Source organism: Dyadobacter diqingensis (assembly GCF_024220585.1).
GTDB lineage: Bacteria > Bacteroidota > Bacteroidia > Cytophagales > Spirosomataceae > Dyadobacter > Dyadobacter diqingensis.
Window position 1 is genome coordinate 301,889 of record NZ_JAMXKF010000004.1, and the last position, 18,552, is coordinate 320,440.

15 protein-coding genes are annotated in these 18,552 nt (G+C 43.1%); 7 read left to right on the top strand and 8 right to left on the bottom strand.

The window, feature by feature from the left end:
• The 3 genes from M1L62_RS13575 to M1L62_RS13585 all read right to left on the bottom strand — a co-directional run bounded on the left by M1L62_RS13575 (position 1) and on the right by M1L62_RS13585 (position 4,141).
• Positions 1 to 2,448, bottom strand: a complete 2,448-nt coding sequence (locus M1L62_RS13575; RefSeq protein WP_254560127.1) for a TonB-dependent receptor — start codon at positions 2,446 to 2,448, stop codon at positions 1 to 3.
• A gap of 33 nt (positions 2,449 to 2,481) precedes the next feature.
• A complete protein-coding gene (locus tag M1L62_RS13580; protein ID WP_254560128.1) occupies positions 2,482 to 3,177 on the bottom strand; it encodes an ABC transporter ATP-binding protein in 696 nt (231 codons plus the stop codon).
• Positions 3,178 to 3,523: 346 nt separating this feature from the next.
• Complete coding sequence (locus tag M1L62_RS13585) at positions 3,524 to 4,141, bottom strand: hypothetical protein (protein ID WP_254560129.1); 618 nt, start codon at positions 4,139 to 4,141, stop codon at positions 3,524 to 3,526.
• A 7-nt stretch (positions 4,142 to 4,148) separates the two neighbouring features.
• On the opposite strand from M1L62_RS13585, the gene M1L62_RS13590 reads away from it, so the two are divergent.
• The gene (locus M1L62_RS13590; protein ID WP_254560130.1) at positions 4,149 to 4,637 is read left to right on the top strand and encodes a DUF421 domain-containing protein; all 489 of its coding nucleotides are present in this window, start codon (positions 4,149 to 4,151) and stop codon (positions 4,635 to 4,637) included.
• Between the two features lie 18 nt (positions 4,638 to 4,655).
• Here the strand turns inward: M1L62_RS13590 and M1L62_RS13595 are convergent, their stop codons facing one another.
• On the bottom strand, positions 4,656 to 5,303 hold the full coding sequence (locus M1L62_RS13595) for a hypothetical protein (RefSeq protein WP_254560131.1): 648 nt from the start codon (positions 5,301 to 5,303) through the stop codon (positions 4,656 to 4,658).
• Positions 5,287 to 5,550 (bottom strand): SWEET family sugar transporter, encoded by a 264-nt coding sequence (locus M1L62_RS13600; protein WP_254560132.1) that lies wholly within the window; start codon positions 5,548 to 5,550, stop codon positions 5,287 to 5,289. The genes M1L62_RS13595 and M1L62_RS13600 overlap by 17 nt, the downstream gene beginning before the upstream one ends.
• Before the next feature lie 171 nt (positions 5,551 to 5,721).
• Here M1L62_RS13600 and M1L62_RS13605 point away from each other — a divergent pair, with 171 nt between their 5' ends.
• From M1L62_RS13605 to M1L62_RS13620, 4 genes are all read left to right on the top strand, one after another.
• Positions 5,722 to 6,222 carry a DinB family protein gene (locus M1L62_RS13605; protein ID WP_254560133.1) on the top strand — a complete coding sequence of 167 codons (501 nt, stop codon included), beginning with the start codon at positions 5,722 to 5,724 and terminating at the stop codon, positions 6,220 to 6,222.
• A 258-nt stretch (positions 6,223 to 6,480) separates the two neighbouring features.
• Positions 6,481 to 7,509 carry a sensor histidine kinase gene (locus M1L62_RS13610; protein WP_254560134.1) on the top strand — a complete coding sequence of 343 codons (1,029 nt, stop codon included), beginning with the start codon at positions 6,481 to 6,483 and terminating at the stop codon, positions 7,507 to 7,509.
• Entirely contained in the window at positions 7,506 to 8,234 is a 729-nt protein-coding gene (locus M1L62_RS13615; RefSeq protein WP_254560135.1) for a LytR/AlgR family response regulator transcription factor, read from the top strand. The genes M1L62_RS13610 and M1L62_RS13615 overlap by 4 nt, the downstream gene beginning before the upstream one ends.
• Positions 8,235 to 8,382: 148 nt before the next feature.
• Positions 8,383 to 9,771: a carcinine hydrolase/isopenicillin-N N-acyltransferase family protein gene (locus M1L62_RS13620; protein WP_254560136.1), complete on the top strand. Its 1,389-nt coding sequence runs from the start codon at positions 8,383 to 8,385 to the stop codon at positions 9,769 to 9,771.
• 36 nt (positions 9,772 to 9,807) lie between these two features.
• Here M1L62_RS13620 and M1L62_RS13625 read toward each other — a convergent pair whose 3' ends face one another.
• From M1L62_RS13625 to M1L62_RS13635, 3 genes are all read right to left on the bottom strand, one after another.
• On the bottom strand, positions 9,808 to 11,310 hold the full coding sequence (locus M1L62_RS13625; protein WP_254560137.1) for a TlpA family protein disulfide reductase: 1,503 nt from the start codon (positions 11,308 to 11,310) through the stop codon (positions 9,808 to 9,810).
• Positions 11,311 to 11,506: 196 nt separating this feature from the next.
• A complete protein-coding gene (locus tag M1L62_RS13630; RefSeq protein WP_254560138.1) occupies positions 11,507 to 12,670 on the bottom strand; it encodes a sialidase family protein in 1,164 nt (387 codons plus the stop codon).
• A gap of 160 nt (positions 12,671 to 12,830) precedes the next feature.
• Positions 12,831 to 15,302, bottom strand: a complete 2,472-nt coding sequence (locus tag M1L62_RS13635) for a TonB-dependent receptor (RefSeq protein WP_254560139.1) — start codon at positions 15,300 to 15,302, stop codon at positions 12,831 to 12,833.
• 414 nt (positions 15,303 to 15,716) lie between these two features.
• Here M1L62_RS13635 and M1L62_RS13640 point away from each other — a divergent pair, with 414 nt between their 5' ends.
• Together M1L62_RS13640 and M1L62_RS13645 are read left to right on the top strand one after the other, a co-directional pair.
• Positions 15,717 to 16,493 (top strand): phosphatase PAP2 family protein, encoded by a 777-nt coding sequence (locus tag M1L62_RS13640; protein WP_254560140.1) that lies wholly within the window; start codon positions 15,717 to 15,719, stop codon positions 16,491 to 16,493.
• Positions 16,494 to 16,567: 74 nt separating this feature from the next.
• Positions 16,568 to 18,508 (top strand): LTA synthase family protein, encoded by a 1,941-nt coding sequence (locus tag M1L62_RS13645; protein WP_254560141.1) that lies wholly within the window; start codon positions 16,568 to 16,570, stop codon positions 18,506 to 18,508.
• Positions 18,509 to 18,552 lie beyond the last annotated feature (44 nt).

The following is an 18,552-nucleotide window of genomic DNA, read 5'->3' on the forward strand; positions in this document are numbered from 1 at the left end:
TTAAAATTGATAAGTCAGGGTCAGGGTGGCGTTTCGAGGGGCGGCCGGGAACAGACGTGCGTAGGTTTGGGCTCCCAGCCAGTAGGTTTTGTCAAATAAATTCCCTGCGTTTAAGGCCAGCTGGATATTGCTTTTTGAAGGATTGTAAAAAATCGCCGCGTCGAAAACCATAAAGGCGGGTACCATAAAGTCGCGGGTAAACCATGGTACTTTGTTGCCCTGATGCTGGATGCCCAGTCCAATACCTAGATCTTTTAAAGCGGATGATCGGTTGAAGTTATACCGGGTCCATAGGTTGGCGCTGTGTTTTGGTGTGTTTTGTTTTCTCGCGCCGATCAATGACTGGTTCTGATCCTGGGTTATTGTTGCGTCAATGAAGCTGTACGACGCATTAATCTGCCAGTCGGGTGTGATGTAGCCGGCTATGTCCCACTCAATCCCGCGACTGCGTTCCGCACCACGGGTGACCAACAAGTCAGGATTGGCCGGGTCGTTTGCATTCATCAAAATGTTTTTTTGCTCGATTTCGTAAAGTGCAACATTAAGTCTGACCCGGTTTTTGAAAAGATCCGCTTTTAGGCCCAATTCTTTCAGGTCACTTTTTAACGGCGCAAACTGACTTCCGGCAGGTAACGATCCTGTTTGTGGCATAAGCGTTACCGTGTTTGACTGCGGCTGATAACCTTGCAGATAAGTGCCATAAAAATTCACAGCCGGACTTGCCGCATAAGTAAAGCCGATTCGCGGGAGTAAAACCGTTTTGTGCATTTTGAGCGTATTGGGCGCTTCGTAGTTTGTGATATCTTCAAACCATTCCTTCCGCAAGCTCCAAAGAAGTGTAAATCTGTTCCACTTCATTTGATCCTGGATATAAATGGCGTGATTCGTCGTCAATGCCGGGGGCAGGGCAGTCCTGACGTTCAGGGTGTAATCTTCGGCATTTCTAATGGTGTATGAGGGGTTTTGCAGGTCAAAATGACTGACGTTGGGTTTGGGTAAAATCTTGCCGCCAATGGTAACGCTTTGATAATTAGCAGCATTGGCTAAAATAAAAGAGCCTGCAACGGAACCGTCTTTTAACAGAAAACCTCTTGCTGCATTTTGTCCGCCGCCTTTGAGTTTTTGCCATCGGTTTAAGTCATAACCCACCAGAAGTTTGTGGGAGAATGGACCCGTACCAAAATCAAAGTTTAGATAACTGTTCAGGTTATCCGTGTTCCAGTATTGCTGACGCTGGACAAACTGCATCGCGACCATGCTTGTAATCGGCGTGTTGCTGATATCAGGGGCGAAGGCGTTTGTGGTCCTGTGTTCCTGCAAATTTTCGGTCCAGGACTGCTTCATGTACGCGCTGTTGAAACTGATTTTCGAACTGATCTTCTGAGCCAGACTCATCATGATGATAACTTCCTTTGACTTGAAAAAGTCGTTGGATGCGCCGAGATTAAGGCTTCTGGGTGTACTTTTTAAGTCAGTCTTCCCAGCAACGGCTCCAAAAATAGGTTGCCCACGATCCAGATTTCCGTTAATGTTGCTGAAAATCAGTTCAGCGTTAATGGCTGTTTTGTCGTTGGGTATATAACTTATCGAAGGTGAAACCAGGACGGACTTGTTCCCGACCAGATCTCTGTATGACCGTGCTTCCTGATAAGCGCCGTTGAGGCGGTACAACAGCGTTTTCGATTCGTTCAGAGGGCCCGTAAAATCGAGCGTACCCCGGAATGTACTGAAACTGCCCACACTCATACTGGCTGTTTTTCTGGGCGTAACAAGCGGTTTTTTCGTCACGAGGTTGATACTTCCTCCCGGATCAACCGACGAAAAGGTGGCGCTTGCCGGGCCCTTGATCACTTCCACTCTTTCGATGTTGGTCGTCAGCGGTTGTAAAAAATAGTATTGCCGGGTCCGCATCCCGTTGATGATTTGCCCTTCTTCGTTTTGGCTGATACCTCTGATCGTATATTGGTTGTAGTAACTCGACGGAATCACGCCACTCGCAATTTTGACCGCATCGGCCAGGTAAAATGCCTGCCGGTCGGCCATCAATTCTTTGGTGATCGTGGAAATAGACTGAGGTATGTCCTTGTTCAAAGCGGAGATCCGGGTAGCTGCGAAGGAATACTCACTGTTGTAGTCTTTTGCCGTTCGTCCCGTCACTTCAACCGTCTGGAGCTGATTGATTTCAGGTACAAGGGCAATGACCAAAAAGCGGCTGGTATCTTTAATCCTGATTGTTTTGTAGCCTAAAAATGAAACCTGTATCGTTCCCTTTGCTTCCAGCGAAAAGTCACCTTTGGCATCCGTGGTTGTTCCTTTTTGGGAGTCGGGCTGTGTGATGGTTGCACCGGCTATTTTTTCGCCTGTCGCGGCGTCCGAGACGTTGCCGGATATTTGGGCTTTCAGAGCAAGTGAGCTAAGTAATAATAAGATCGTAAAGGAGTGTTTCATAACCGGGTTTTGTTCAGATAATCGGAGTGAGGGTCAGACAGTTTGCAGATACAGTTTTTCCAGCTCGTTAGCTGAAACATCTTTGGCGCTCAGCGCGGATACCAGATGTCCTTCTTTCATAATGCCAATGGTTGTTGCAACTTCCCTTGCGCGGAAGATATCGTGTGTGGCCATGAGGATGGCCGTTCCGTTTTTTGATAATTCTTTAATGATCTCTGAAAACTCGTTGGACGCTTTGGGATCCAGCCCGCTGGTTGGCTCGTCGAGAAGCAGCACTTTGGCCTTTTTAGCAATGGCGATCGCAATACCTACTTTTTGACGCATTCCTTTTGAATACCCGCCAAGCCGCTCATGGAAAGACTTTGATTGCAGGCCGGAGGTGGTCAGGAGTTCTTGTAACTCTGTTGTAGAATATTCGAAACCGGCCAGTGACGAAAAATATTGCAGATTTTCTACACCGGTCAGGTTAGGGTAAAGCATGACGGTCTCAGGTATGTAGGCGAGGTGTTTTTTTATCTCCTGCGGATGCTCTGCAACCGAAATGCCGTTGATCCGTGCAACACCGGAGGTAGGTTGTACAAATCCCAGAAACAAATTTATCGTCGTGGTTTTTCCGGCGCCATTCTGTCCGAGCAGTGCAAAAATTTCGCCCGGATGAATCGTCAGGTTTAAGTTATTAAGCGCGATGTGATCGCTGTATTTTTTGGTCAGATTTTCGGCTTGAAGCATGGTGGTATTTTTTGAGGTGTTGTATTTCAGTTTTTATTGACGGTCGTTCATAAATGGCTATTCTACTGGGATTTGGGCCTTTTTAGGTCTTAGCAATCGCCAGAAGATAGTTTTTGAATAAATGCAATAATGTTGCAAATATATAATTTTATTATTTTCGCAACTATGTTGCATTAAATAATTGTGGATTTATTTTCTCCTAAAAAATGATTCCCTGACAACATACATTGTTGTCAGGGAATCGGAAGCCAAAAGATATTCGGGAGAAATAGGGTAGCTGTTTCGGATTTTTTCCATGTCACCTGTCGCTTTTCATCAACAGGTTCGGTTCCCCGGATTAGGAAAGTTATGCCACGGCTGGTTGACTGATGTATTGAGGTTTTACAAGGCAGGCTGTCTGATGCTGCAAGGTGAAATTAATCTCTTTCAATTTTTCGAAATGGTCGGTCAACAGTCCGTGTGTTTCATAGGACAGGTTATCGCTGTCCAGAATTTTTCGGTAAAGTCTGATCGTTTTGTTTTCCTGTTCCAGTATCATGTCGGTGAGTAAAGATTTACTTTCCGAGGTAACGATCAGATTGTGAAGCCCTTGTTTCATTCTGAAATTATCGATGTCGCCGTCATCCAGCATCGATTTTACCTGATCGTATAACCAGTGTATTTCTTTTTTAAAAAGCAGTGAAATCATATAGCCTTGGCTGCATGTCCGTCTGAGCGGACCAAGATCTTCCAGCGTGAGCGCTTCTTTGTATAAACTTTCTTTCAGCTGATACAGATTCCAGAGTTTAACGATGTCGGATACGAACGAATATATATTTTCCATGGATGAAGTGATCGTGGTTATTCTTTCGGCAAAGCAGTAAAAAAGTATGCCGTGCGTTCGGGTGCTTCCGTAATCCGCCTGGTAGTACTGGTACGGGAATTGATAGTTCCACATTGTTTCCACAGGTTTCGGTCTTGACATATTTTTTATGGAAGTAATCACAGATATTTTTGGGGAGGGCAAAAATCTGAATACCTATCACATGTGCCTCCGGGCGGCGGTAGTGTTTTTACTGACACTGATCCTGATCAGGATCAGCGGGAGGCGCTCCTTTGGAATGCGATCACCGTTTGATAATATCATTGTGATGCTGCTGGGTGCTATTTTAGCGCGAACCGTTGTCGGCGCTTCTGAATTTATCCCGACGGTCTGTGCTGCCTTTGTGATCGTGATTATGCACCGCCTTTTTGCGTTTCTTGCTACGACGAATGAACATTTCAGCAGTTACATCAAAGGCGAGCGTATTGTGCTTTATGAAAACGGACAGATGATCGGCGAGAATATGAAACGTGCATTGGTGAGCGAAAAGGATTTTTATGAGTGCCTGAGAAAGAGTCTGAGTATGGAGTCGCTGGAATCCATTGACCGTGCTTATATGGAGTGTAACGGGGAAATCAGTTTTGTGAAAAAAGTTTAAGATTCGTTACTTATCGACTCATTCGACACCTTCCAGGAGTCCTTCGCAGAGCGTTTTCCATTGAAACCTGGAAAGCAATATTTTGGCCGAAGAACCGGCTATGGTATTTCTTAACTGGTCAAGAGGATTTTCAGACGACTTGTTGATCATTGTGTTTCGGTCATACACACCGGCGGTTATCTTTAAATTTTCTCTGGTGACCACAAAAGAACTGGTGGTTTCTTTTGCGTAGAAGTGGGCAATTTCATCATCAGTGCCAGCCGGGTTCACAGATGGTCTTACGCGCATACCAATACTTTGCACATCCTGAGAAACGAACTCTTCAATTTCTTCCACCCGTACCCAGTCGTGGCCCATACCGGATTCCGTACCCGGGCCGGGAATATCAATTTTGATAAACTGTCCTTTTTTTACAAAGCCTGTTTCATCAGTTCCTTGGGAATCTGTCAGCTGAAAGGCGGCCATGGGTTCACCCGTAAGATTTTGCCAGTTGTTGATGTCGATCAGCCTCAGTTTCACAATTTCATAAATCTTTAAAGCGGCATGTATGGACTTAGCCTCCGTAAAGCTTTCCGTGTCAATAACGGTTCCTGTTACATTGACAGGGACTATTCCGGTGTAGTTTTTTGCTTCCATAAAATGTGTCCGTCTATCGTTTTCTGTCATATTTGATTTTTAAAAACAGCATCATAACATTCAGTAAAAGAGAAAACACATTGGTGGAGATAATCGGAATGTCTTCTTTTTTGATACCGTAGTATGTCCACAAGCCATTGCCTACAAGCAAAACGGCGAACATCAAAACTGATACGTCGGCTGCCTTTTTTTTCTTAATTGTTGTTATCAATTGCGGTATTATAGATGAAGAAGTGAAAATTCCGGCCACCAACCCAAGCACCTCGATAAATTCCATAAGCTGTTGAAGTTAGTTGAACTGATTGGTCTGGATTATTGGCGTTGGCGAGTATATCAGGTCAACAATCTTATTCGTGTAAATGTCGTGCCGGGGAAGACTGGTAAACTATTTACTGACCTGAAATTCATGGCATTATTTTTTTTGCAGAATCGAAAAAAACAAAAAGCTATGGAAACATATGATTTGGCATCGGCAAGTATAAAAGAACTTGAGGCGGAATACACAGCCTCAAAAAAGTGCCTGGAAAGAATTCCGGAATCTTTGTACGAGTACAAACCGCATCCCCGATCCATGGGTATGGGATACCTGGCGCTGCTGGTTGCCGAAATTCCGCTCTGGATCACCTTTATGATTGAAAAAGGCGAGGTCGATTTTGCAACCTATGCGCGCTATGAATGGAAGACGACGCAAGATCTGGTGGATCATTTTGAAGAATGTTTTCAGGGCGCGGTCAAAGCACTTAAGGGCGTGACAGCCGAAGATTTGGAGCGGCCGTTTTATTTGAAAAACGACGGTCAGGTGATTTTTGAAATTCCCCAAAAAGACAATCTGACGATGACGATCAATCATTGGGTGCACCATCGCGGGCAGCTGACCGTATATATGCGGCTCAATGATATACCGGTGCCTTCCGTTTATGGCCCTTCGGCTGACGAGAAGGTGTTTTAATCTGCTACGGGTTTATTGATTCGTAAATGCTGGAAACTGAGATTTGTTTTCTTTCTTTACTAAATTCGGGTACTTCTGCTGAAATCGTTTGGCATAGGTACCCGAATTCTTCATTTTAAAGATTGGGAGACAGCGCGGGCTCACATTTTGGTATAATTTTTCCAATTTTAATGGGTTATTCGCGGATAAAATCAGACGCTTGGCAGATTTTTATTTCGTTTCACGACGTTAACAGCGATATTTGATAACATGAACCGAATGAAAATTTTTGCCATTCACGTTGCTTTCTGGATCCTTTTTATACTTTTTGGGGTGTTGTATAATGTGGCGGCACACCATAATCTTCATGTTACATATCAACTTTATTGGCAGGATTTAACCGACCCATTCACTGCAATTGGCTACGGGCGTACGATCCTGACCTGTTATCTGAGCCTCTGGCTGTTTGAATATCTGTTGGCTCGTAAACAGTATTTTCTTTGCGTATTTGCCATTGCTGCGCTAATCACTTTCGATATTTTTCTACGTTTCGTTATTGAACAACTATTCATCGGACCTGTTTTTAACTTATGGCAGTTTTACCAGCAAATCACTATAAAGGAATACGTTGTGAGTAATGTTTTTTTTAGCGCGATGGGTATTTTTCTTTGTTTTATGCTAAAAGTAGTTAATGATTACGTTCGCAATGAGGATATCAAACATGAAAAAAATCAGATGGAATTACAGTTTTTAAGATCCCAAATTAATCCTCACTTTTTATTTAATTCCTTCAATAATCTTTATGCGCTGGCCCTGACCGAACCGGAAAAAACACCGGATGTTCTCTTAAAACTGGCGGATCTGACCCGGTACATGTTGTACGAAAGCAATGCGGAAGGCGTACTTTTGTCAAAAGAAATTGCTCATATTCATAATTTAGTGGAGCTGCAAAGCCTTCGTTATGAGGAAAATTTTTATGTTGAATTGAAACTCAATTTAGATCAAAAAGAGCTCGTCATCGCTCCGCTTCTCCTAATTTCCTTTGTAGAAAACGCCTTTAAACACGGTAAAGTAGATGAGCCGGATGACCCGGTGACGATCAGTCTGACAACTTTGGATAATGATATGACCTTTTTTATAAGAAATAAGATAAGTCGGCTGAATAAGGATTCAGCAGGTGGTATTGGAATCAAAAATGTTCGCAGAAGGCTGGAACTTCTTTATCCAAATCAGTTTGACTTAAAGATTGTAGAAAGTGACAGCCATTTTTGTTGTACTTTATTGATTAATTTGGCTCAAAAACTATGATAAGCGTTTTGGTCGTTGATGATGAACCGTTAGCACTGCGCGTGATCAAAACACATGCAGAAAGGATTCCATTTCTAAAAGTGGTGTATGTTACCACGAATGTTCTAGACGCTTTAACCTTTTTGCAGTCTAACCCGGTAGACCTGATTTTTCTTGATATACAAATGCCGGAGCTCACAGGGATGGAGTTTATGAGGATATTCCCCGGTAAAGCAAAGGTCATCCTGACAACCGCATACCAGCAATATGCTTTGGACAGTTATGAATATGATGTTGTTGACTATCTGCTGAAACCCGTTTCGTTTGAACGGATGCTCAAAGCTGTTCAAAAAGCCCAGAATCAACTGACGGCCGAATCAGCGCTGCGTTTATCGTTGGATAATCCTGATACCGACGCTCAGGTTGAACCCTCTCCGGAATACATTTTTATCAAAACCGAATACAGGCTTTTGAGGATAATGTTGGAAGATATTCTGTATCTCGAAGGTGGTAAAGATTATGTAACCATTTTTACAGGGAAAGAAAAGTTCCTCAGCCTTGCCGGATTGGCTAAAATTCAAGAGCGTTTGCCACACCCCAGATTTCTGCGGGTACATAAATCCTACATTATTTCCGTCAACAAGATTGACGCTGTTGAACGTCAGAGAATCTATATCGGGAAACAGGTCATTCCTATCGGAGATACCTATAAAGATGACTTTGCCAGCCAGATCAAAGGTATCTGACTTTGTAATAGTCTTCATAATGCACGTTGATCATTTGTTAGATATTAGGTTTTATTTTCGCGGCTGAATTTGACCGGTTGGCGGATTTCAGGTAATGCGATTTTAAAATGTATCCTACTTTCGTCGACGTAACAATTCATGAAATAGGATGAAAAAATATCTGTTAGTTTCACTTTTGGTTTTCATTTTCGGGCGAATAAGTGCCTGCACAATTTTCACGGGAAGTAATGGCAAATCGGTACTTGTCGGCAATAACGAAGACTACTCACCTGGCACAAAGTCGTTTCTGTGGGTTCGGCCGAGATCAAATGTCAGGAACGGTTATATTTTTTGGGGATTCCGGGAAAAATATCCGGAAGGCGGGATGAATGATAAAGGCTTGTTTATTGACGCTGCGGCACTACCGGAGGAAATAGCCATCAAAAGAGACCCGGCAAAACCTGATTTTAACGGATATCTGACTGAAAAGATATTAAGAGAATGTGCCTCGGTGGCTGATGTCATTGCGTTGGTAGGGAAATATAACTTGACTTGGCAGCAGAAAGCACAAATTATGGTGGCGGATAAATCCGGAGATTATGCCATAATCCATGCAAACTACATCATAAGAAAAGAAGCTCCCGTTTTTGCGCTGACGAATTTTGCAATAAATGTGACCGGAGACAGTCATTTTACATGCTGGCGAAAAAATACAGCAATTGCAGAACTTACTGCCCATCCTATTTCTGTCGACCTGTTTCGGGATATCCTCTTTAAAACTGCGCAGCGTCAACCCGACAATGCGACTGTTTATTCACAGGTTTGTGATTTGAGCAAGGGGATCATCTATCTCTATCAAAACCTCAATTTTCAGCAGGTTGATACGATTTCACTAGACGATATATTGAAAAAAGGCAGGCATAATATACTGATTAGCTCCATTTTTCCGCGCAGTATCAGTCGTGTTATGGAGCGAAAAATCGAGCGATCAGGGATTACAAAAGCTTTGAAACTTTATCATCAACTGAAACAATCGCCCGGAGAATCAGTTTATGATTTTTCAGAAAATGAGCTGGATGATCTTGGCTATCGATTGTTAAACCGGAAAAGATTTGAGGAAGCAATGGCTGTTTTTAAATTAAACAAAGAGGTTTATCCGCAGTCGGCCAATGCTGTGGCGGGGTTGGCCAATGCTTTTTTGCTCGGCGGAGCTACTGAACAGGCTGAAACGCTGTACCGGAAAGCAGGAGAAATGGATTCATTTAACCCATATGTTGGTATTTTCAAACATAAAAATGACAACCTGTTCTCTTTCAGGATTAACGGTTTTAGTGCGGCAAATCATATTCAAATTTACCTGAAAAATTTGCGGTCTAATGCCACAATAAGTATTGAATTAAATGCTTCAATTCCCGGGCAGTGGGCTGCAAAGATCAATCTGCCGCCCGGAGAATATAGTTATTCCTACAAGGTAGACGATTCGTGGATGATTGATCCAAATAACAAACTAACTACAAGGGTCGGGCAATATTCCAATTCTTATCTGATATCAAGATGAGAATTCAAGCCACATAAAGGAACATTCCCTTTTGACTTATCGCGCCAAAAGAGAATCCAGATAGCTGGTGTTTTCCATAAGTTGCGAGGGATGGAGTGCGTTTACATCGATGATACTGCCGTCTCTGTCGATCAGCAGGTATGCCGGAACCCCATTGATTTTATATAAAAGGCGTATATCAGCGGGATTATTCTCTATCCATGGTTGATTGCCGTGAACGCCCTTTAGGGTTGGATTTTTCTTTAAAAACTTCTTCCATGCCGCAATATCAGAATCGACCGAGACATAGAGGAAAGTCAGGTTTTTGTTACCTGCGTATTTTCGGGCCAGTTTTTTTGAATATTGCATTTGCTCAATGCAGGGGCCACACCATGTTGCCCACACATCGACATAGATAAGTTTGCCTTTCAAATCGGAAAGGTTGAATTTATTTCCGGATACATCTGATAAGCTGAAATCTTTCGAAGGCATACCCGGTTTCAACTGGGCAAATTCAGCCAGAATTTCGTCGAGATCAGCCTGATACTTCGAACCGGGATAGTCTTTTTTGTAGTCGTTCACAATGCTCAGTAAGTCTTTGTAATCGATATAATCCAGAAGTGAATTCAACGTGATACACAATGCCATAAAAAACTCCTGGTTCCGGTTTAATTCGGGATTGAGCATGACGGCTTTTTTTATGTATGCGTACAGACTAATCTGATTGTTATCCATTTGATCATAATGGAAATTAATCAGGTCCATCAATTTCTGATTGATAACCCAGCTTAGGCACTCGGTATACAAAGTCGCTCCAAGCGTTACTAAATTGGAATTAATTGAAAGACCAGAGAAAAATTTCGGGCTCAGAATATTGCTGCTATCTACGGCTGGTTCGTCATCCGATCGCTCCATGGCTGCATTGTTCAGGGTAATGATCTGATTCAGTTCGAAGAGCAGTCGCTCCTGGATTTCCGTTGATGAATTCGCGCTGTAAAGTAGTTCCTTGTAATCGTTGGAAAGTTTCTGCTCAGCCCTGACCTTTTCATTGAACTGCGAACCATATTGTCTTATCATGGACAGATAATCCTCTTTTTTTTCGTCCGAATTTTTATGAACGCGGGTACCGTAATGTTTCTGTCTCAACAGCGATCGTTTAATTTCTATGGGTCTTAAATCTTCCAGATAATTATTGAACACATCGAGATCTCCCTCGTATTTCGCTTTCCCGTGTTCAAAGCTTATCCGAATATTGCTGCCTGGTTCCAGATATGGGTTTGTCGTAAACAAATTAACACTGTCATTTTTATTTACACGAATAGAAACCCGCATCGTATCACGATAGTCGGCATGTAATGTGGCGATGCCCGATGCATCAAACATTGCCGAGTCGAGGCGTTTTTCTTTTTCATTTAATAAGGAGCGGTGATATACGGATACCTCTTTCCCGACACACTCCTGACAGGTAACCTCAATGCCGGAAGTTTTTTTGTCAGGCACGCAGGCGCTCAAAAAAATCACTGGCAAGCAGAACCACAGGAAGTATTTTGCTAATTTCATGTAAAGTGGAGTTACGTGCTGAGACAGACTGTGTGGGTTGTATACTAATTTATACCTTAAAGCAAAAGGGTTACAATGTCTACTCTAACTCAACTATGGGTTACTATTAGGAGGCCTTTACAAAAACAGACTAAGGAAATCAGCCATTTCCCGAGTCTGTTCCAGCGGTGTTACGCCGTGATTTTTTGAATCTGTTTTATTTCTTCCAGTGAATTACCTTAAAAACGATCTCTTTGTACTCGTCCCGTTCATACAAAACACCGACGGAATTTTTCGGGATCTGTACCAGATCCGAATAGGCCGTGAAATCTTTGATGCCTTCCGAGCCCTTATCAACCGGGTATTGTTTACTCCAGGTTTTTCCGTCGTCAAAACTGATTCTTAGCGTCAGGTTGTCCCGTTTTAAGGTATCGGCGGCGTTTGAAAAAGCCAGGATGTTTTTGGTCTTATATTTTCCAATGGTCAAAATACTGCCTTCGCAAACGGGGTCGGGGAGATTGTGATCGAAATAGGTTGTGTCCCAGCGGCTCCCGCCATCACTGCTGATCGCTACGATCCGGGCTCTTACATCGCCCTTTTGGTTACGGCTGTTAAATAGCAGTCGCCCTTCAGATATTTCTGCCGCAGTAGACTCGTTGGAGCCTTCGAAAGAAATGTTTTCGCTCAGTTTGAAAGTTTTACCATGATCATCCGTATAAAATCCATGTGCCTGATAATCGGTAAAATGAGGTTTGGGAGGCCCCGCCGTATGATTGGCCGGAATATATATTCTTCCTTTGAAATTTCCTTCGCTAAACTGCATCGCGTGACCGGGTGTAATGGCATAACTTCGCCAGTCTTCCGGAAAATTGTAGACCGGGTTGCTGGCAGGTTGTTTTGGCTTGTGAACCTGCGTGGTAATGTTGACAGGCTCAGACCAGCTGATACCCGAATCAACGGAGGTTTTATACCAGATCTCCCGTAGGCCTTTCCCTTTTCTGACCTCGCCCTCATGGTTATTTCCGGTGTTATAAAACAAAAACAATCTGCCTTTTGGAAATTCAGGATCGGATAAATCGACCACGGGCGCGGGATTTCCCGCCTGAAGTTTGTCATAATCGGCAACCACTTCGAGGCCGGACCAGGTTTTGCCCTGATCTTTGCTGCGTTTTAAAACAATATCAATATCGCCAAAGTCACCGCTGCCGCCCACACGGCCTTCCGAGAATGCGAGTAATTCTCCGTTGGGTGCCCGAACGATTGCTGGTATACGGTATGATTTATAGCCGCCGGATCCGGAGGTGAAAACCGGAGTCGGGGCAAAAATTTGTTCAAAGCATGATACCAAAATACCTGTTAATAAAATATTCGAAATTTTCATTGTCAAATGTTGTTATCGTTTACTTCATAAAGGCCCGAAACCGGATTATTTCCTGTTACATTTTTTAAAAGCTGAGCGGGCAACCGTTTAAATGATTGCCCTTGCAAGTCTGTATTACAACTCCTTTACCTTCCTTTTATTTGACTAAGTTTTTTAACGGCTAGTTATCGCTGCTGGGTGCATTATGCAAAAAGTCATTTCCCTGATCCTTGCTCTTTTTGAAGTCCAGCTTACCGAATTTGTATGTTAGGCTGACACCGAACGACCGGTAAGGGATCAGTACGGTGTTGTAAGCCACATAATTACCCGTTGAAATCGTTGTGACCTGACTGACGTATTTGGTAAACGGATTGGTAGCAGTAAAACCGACACTGGCATTTTTATGATAAAATTGCTTTCTGAAAGCAAAATTGTAGGTAAGCTGCTGGGGTTTTTTGCCCTGGATCGTGTTGACCGCCGAGGAGTAGTTTCCAAACCCTTCCAGCGTCAGGTCGTTAGGCAACTGGTAGGTTGCGTTCAGGTTAAAACGCCAGTTTGTTCCGTTGGTAACATTCCCGCCGAGTAAATTATTGACCACACGTTTTTGAGTGACCATCATATTTCCTCTCAGATTCAGACGGTCGGTCACTGGCATGGAACCTGATAAACTGGCTCCTGAATTATATTCAATACCAATATTCTGGCGCAGAGTGACGGAAACATTTTGATACGTCGAGTCGCCAATCATATAGGTTGGATAAAAAGTCGTGTAAGATTTCACATCACTCGTGTTGATCCGCTCAATGAGCGCGAGATAAACGTTGCCCCCATTTTTGAAGGATTTATTATAACCCAGTTCAAAATTATTTCCAATCTCGGGTTTCAGCAGTGGGTTGCCGGCTGTGATATTATATGGGTCGCTCAGGTTCATAAACGGGTTAATTTCCTTGTATTCAGCTCTTTCGATACGTCTTGTGAAAGCGAGTTTTACAGATTGCTCTTCTTTGAAATTGTGCGAAAGGATTAGCGAAGGGACCAGGTTATTGTACGACGGAATGAAGGTGTTCGGATAATCAATTTTTACATCCGTATGCTCCCATCTCGCACCGGCTTTTACTTGCAGCCAGTTAAACATGGAAAAATGGGTTGACAGATATCCAGCGTAGATATTCATTTTGTAATTCAGCTGATACGATTGCGTAGGGTCGTGGATAAACTGGTTTTGTGTTGGCGAAAAAACACGGATATCGGCAATGCTGTTGATGTTTTGCAAAACCGTTTTTAACCCGGTCTCAATAATGAAACGCTTGCTGACTGGATGTGCATAATCGATTGAAATGTTGGTCTGTTTGTCATTCCCTGGCGTATTTCCCATGGTCCCCGAATGGGTAATTGATTCGCCGTTGTAATGTTGAACCTGGCTATAATCATTACGTGGTTTCCCGAAACTCGAACTGTAAAGTACATTCAGCTCCTGACCTTCCTTTTTTAATTTTCGGATGTAATTCAGACTCCAGTCAAAGGACCCGATACTGTTTTTACTGGAAGAATTACGAATGATGTCCTGAACTAAAACTGGGGTTCCCGATGGATTGAAGGTAGTTTGATTGATGTCGGTGATACCGTTTCCACTGCTGCTGAAACTGTTATAACCGAATGAACCGATCAGGTTATTCTTTTTACCAATAGTCCAGTCAAAACCCAGCCCCGAGCGATAACCGCTTCTTTTAAAATCCTGATAACCATTTTGAATCAACCGTGTGGTAGTTGTATCCACACCGTTATGCGAAAGCCTGTCCTGCGTGTTGGGTGTTCTGGAACTCAGTTGCTGGTTCCCGCTGAAAAAAGCGTTAAGCCCAAAGTTGTTCTTTCTGAAATTAAGGTTTGCTGAACCGCTTTGCAGTCGTGTTCCCGCCGTCACACTGATGTTCCCGTTTATTCCCTGCAAGCGATTGTCTTTCAGGATAATGTTAATAATCCCACCGGTTCCCTGCGCATCATACTTTGCACCCGGACTGGTAATGGCTTCAATGCTTTTAATCTGGCTGGCAGGAATGGAAGACAGTGCGTCCGTCAGGCTGTTGCCGAAAACGCTGGACGGCTTCCCGTTAATCAAAAACCGGACATTGGGGTTCCCCTGAAGCTCCACATTGCCGTCGATATCCACCGAAACCTGGGGCACTTTTTTTAGTACATCCAGCGCGATACCGGCCTGGGAGGTAATATCGTTCGCTGCGTTGTACACAATTTTGTCGATCTCGTTTTCAACGATCGCCGTTTTACCCGTCACGGTAACTTCCGCCAGCATATTTACCGAGGGCGAAAGCAGAATTGTGTTCAGTGAAACGGCTTTTTCTGCGCCGGTTATGGTCACGTTTGGGATTGTTTTTTTCGTGTAACCAATAAAATCAATGGATACCGTGAATACACCTTGCGGAAGGCCGGTGATTTCAAAATTACCGGAAGTATCCGTGACAGCGCCATTGACAACAGTATTAGTTTTCTGGTCGGTGAGACCCACAGAGGCATATTCGACAGGTAAATTGCTCGATGCGTCTTTAATTTTTCCAGTTATTTTAAAACCCTGCTTTTGTGCATAGCCTGAAAAACAAAAGGAGAGGAATAGGAGTGCAGTAACTACAATAGGCCTCATGGCAAAAATGATAAGATGATGAAGCAAACGTAGAGGCCAATTCTGAAAACATTTGGATTTAGGACCCCAAACCGGAGCAATTTGAAAAATTAATCACATTTTAATTTGAGTCCGGTAAGTCTGGGCCTTTTTCGCTGCTCAAAAAATGAAGCAGAAACGGATTGTTAGAATACACTATCAATTGTCTTGATTATGAGTCGATAACGGACATTTTGTTATAGTTTTTTAACGACTATTCAGGAAAAACGGACTAAATGTGATACGATAACTGTTTCAGAAGTCGTCTGTTTTTGAGTCCTCCCAGGGTTACGCACGCGCTCGTATACATGCGAGAGAACAAAATGAGGTTTTCAGTAAGTTAAATTCAGAAAAAATTCAGAATCTGATTTTAGGTTTACTTCCATTATGTATTGTATGAAGGTGAAGAATTTTAAGGAGTTTAAGCGAGGAGCGGAAGTAACTTCTCTGGCAGACGAATGGTCAGGACGAACAACCTGGTTTTTCAGGAAAATTTTTGTTTTACATCTGACAGTCATCCTGGCACTCCCGTCTTTTGGGCGGACGCAAGATACGCTGATCAAGAATCGGCCGCTTCAATTTCAGGTCAACAGGTTATATGTTCCGGGTATATTGATGGCTTCCGGCGTGCTGACCAATGCGTTTTTCAAAGACCAGATCAAATATAAAATTGTCGAGCAGCGGAACAGGCACTTCGGCGATTTTCACACGTCAGTAGATAATTATCTCGAATATGTGTCCATTCCGATTGCTTATGGACTGGATGTTTTTGGTGTTAAATCGAAAAATGATTTTCTAAACAGGACTGCCATTTTGGTAAAGGGAGAAGTCCTGATGTATGCGACGGCTCAGGTACTCAAAGTTTCAACACACCAGTTGCGTCCTGACGGCAAGGACCATTACTCTTTTCCCTCAGGCCATGCTGCTCAAGCTTTTGCGACGGCCACTTTTTTGAGTGAGGAGTATAAGGACCGCCTGCCCTGGATGCCTTATGCAGCTTACACCGTGGCCGGAACTACCGGATTATTACGTATCGCCAACAACAGGCATTATCTGGGTGATGTCCTTTTTGGCGCGGGGCTTGGGTTATTGTCGATGAAAATTTCGTATTGGACGCACCGTTACCGATGGGGAAAAAATAAAAGGAAAGAACTATCTTCGGCCGTTTATTGAGAAATGGAATAATTTGAAGAAAAATTTACATTTTAAGCCAGTGCCGGCAAAGGGCACACAACAGAACCTAACAAATGATCAGTACCCTTAAAGCGCCGGTTGTCAAACCAACAAAGAAAAAAGCAAACTCTTTTCAATTAGCAGCCCTGATGATAACAATCGTCATCAGTTTGTCAGTTATCAGCAGAATTGCATTATTATTTAAATCAGCATCAACGGTTGATTTTACTTTTCTCAATCTGATCGGCATTTTCGGGATCGGATTATTTTATGACTTGATTAATGCCGCGTATTTTATTCTGCCGCTGATGTTCTACATCTGGCTTTTGCCGGGCAGGATTATGAACAAACGCTGGCACCGGTTTATGCTTTACGGCATCTTTTTCTTTTTCACCTTCGGGCTGTTGTTCAACATCGTGTCGGAGTGGTTTTTCTGGGACGAATTCAGTTCACGTTTCAATTTTATTGCGGTTGATTATCTCGTTTATACCAACGAAGTGATCGGTAATATCCGCCAGTCTTATCCGGTGGAAATGATTGTAGGGGTACTTTTTGTAACAACCATTGCAGCCATTTACTTTTTAAGACCGGTTATAAAAAATGCCGGGCGTTATTCCCTTTCTTTCAAATACCGTTCCTTGTGGATGGCGGGCTATATCTCGGTTCTGGTAGCTTTTTATTATCTCGTCGATAATAAAATAAAACAGTTTTCTGAAAATACTTACGTCAATGAACTAGCGGGCAATGGCTTGTATGAGCTTTTTGCAGCTTACCTGAACAACGAGCTGGATTATGCCCAGTTTTATCAGAAAATTCCGGATGTCGAGGCGTTTAAAATGATACGTGCACAGATCAAAACACCTGAAAGTCATTTTGTAAACAATGATCCGTTTAGCATTGAGAGAAAAATCGTTAATCCGGGAAAAGAGAAAAAAATGAACGTGGTACTGATCAGCGTGGAGAGTTTAAGTGCAGACTTTCTCGGCAGTTTTGGTAATACGCAGAAAATAACGCCAAACCTGGATTCGCTTGCCGGGCATAGCTTGTTGTTTACGAATTTATATGCAACCGGCACACGTACGGTACGCGGGTTGGAAGCGTTGTCGGTCGGGACACCGCCGACGCCTGGACAATCCATTGTCAGAAGGCCAAAAAATGAAGGGCTGTTTTCGATGGGAAGGGTTTTTGAGGAAAAGGGATATCAGAGCAAGTTCATCTATGGTGGATACGGCTATTTCGATAACATGGGTTATTTCTTTGATCATAACAACTACAAGGTGGTTGACCGCAAGAAAATAGCAAAGAAGGATATTGCCTACGAAAATATATGGGGTGTTGCAGACGAAAATCTGTTTATGCTGGCAACGAAAGAAATTGAATCGACGATCAAGGCGGGCAAACCGGTTTTTGCGCATGTGATGACTACTTCCAACCACCGTCCGTTTACTTATCCCAATGGCCGGATTGACATTCCATCGCATACCAATCGTGAAGGAGCCGTTAAATATACCGATTATGCAATCGGTAAGTTTATCCGGGAAGCCAGCAAAAAGCCCTGGTTTAAGAATACATTGTTTGTCATCGTGGCCGATCATTGTGCATCAAGTGCCGGAAAAGCCGACTTGCCGGTGAACAAATATCTGATCCCGCTTTTGATTTATTCTCCGGGAAATATTGTCCCGGCCAAAATGGAAAGACTGATGAGCCAGATTGATCTGGGGCCGACGATCCTCGGTCTTTTAAATTTTTCATACACCAGTAAGTTTTTTGGTTATGATATTTTCAAGCTGGAAGAAGGGCGGGAGCGTGCTTTTATCAGCACCTATCAAAGTCTGGGTTATATTAGAAAAGACACGCTGATCATCTTAAAACCGCAGCGGATTGCCAACACCTTTATGCCCAACTTTAAAGATGGTACTGCCAGAGAAACTAATCCGAATAAAACATTGACCAATGAAGCTATTTCATGGTATCAAACAGCGAGTTATCAGTTTAAAAATAAGTTGATGAAATAGGCCGTGTGAGAATCTTCTCAGGTCACAGAATGACAACCAGGATG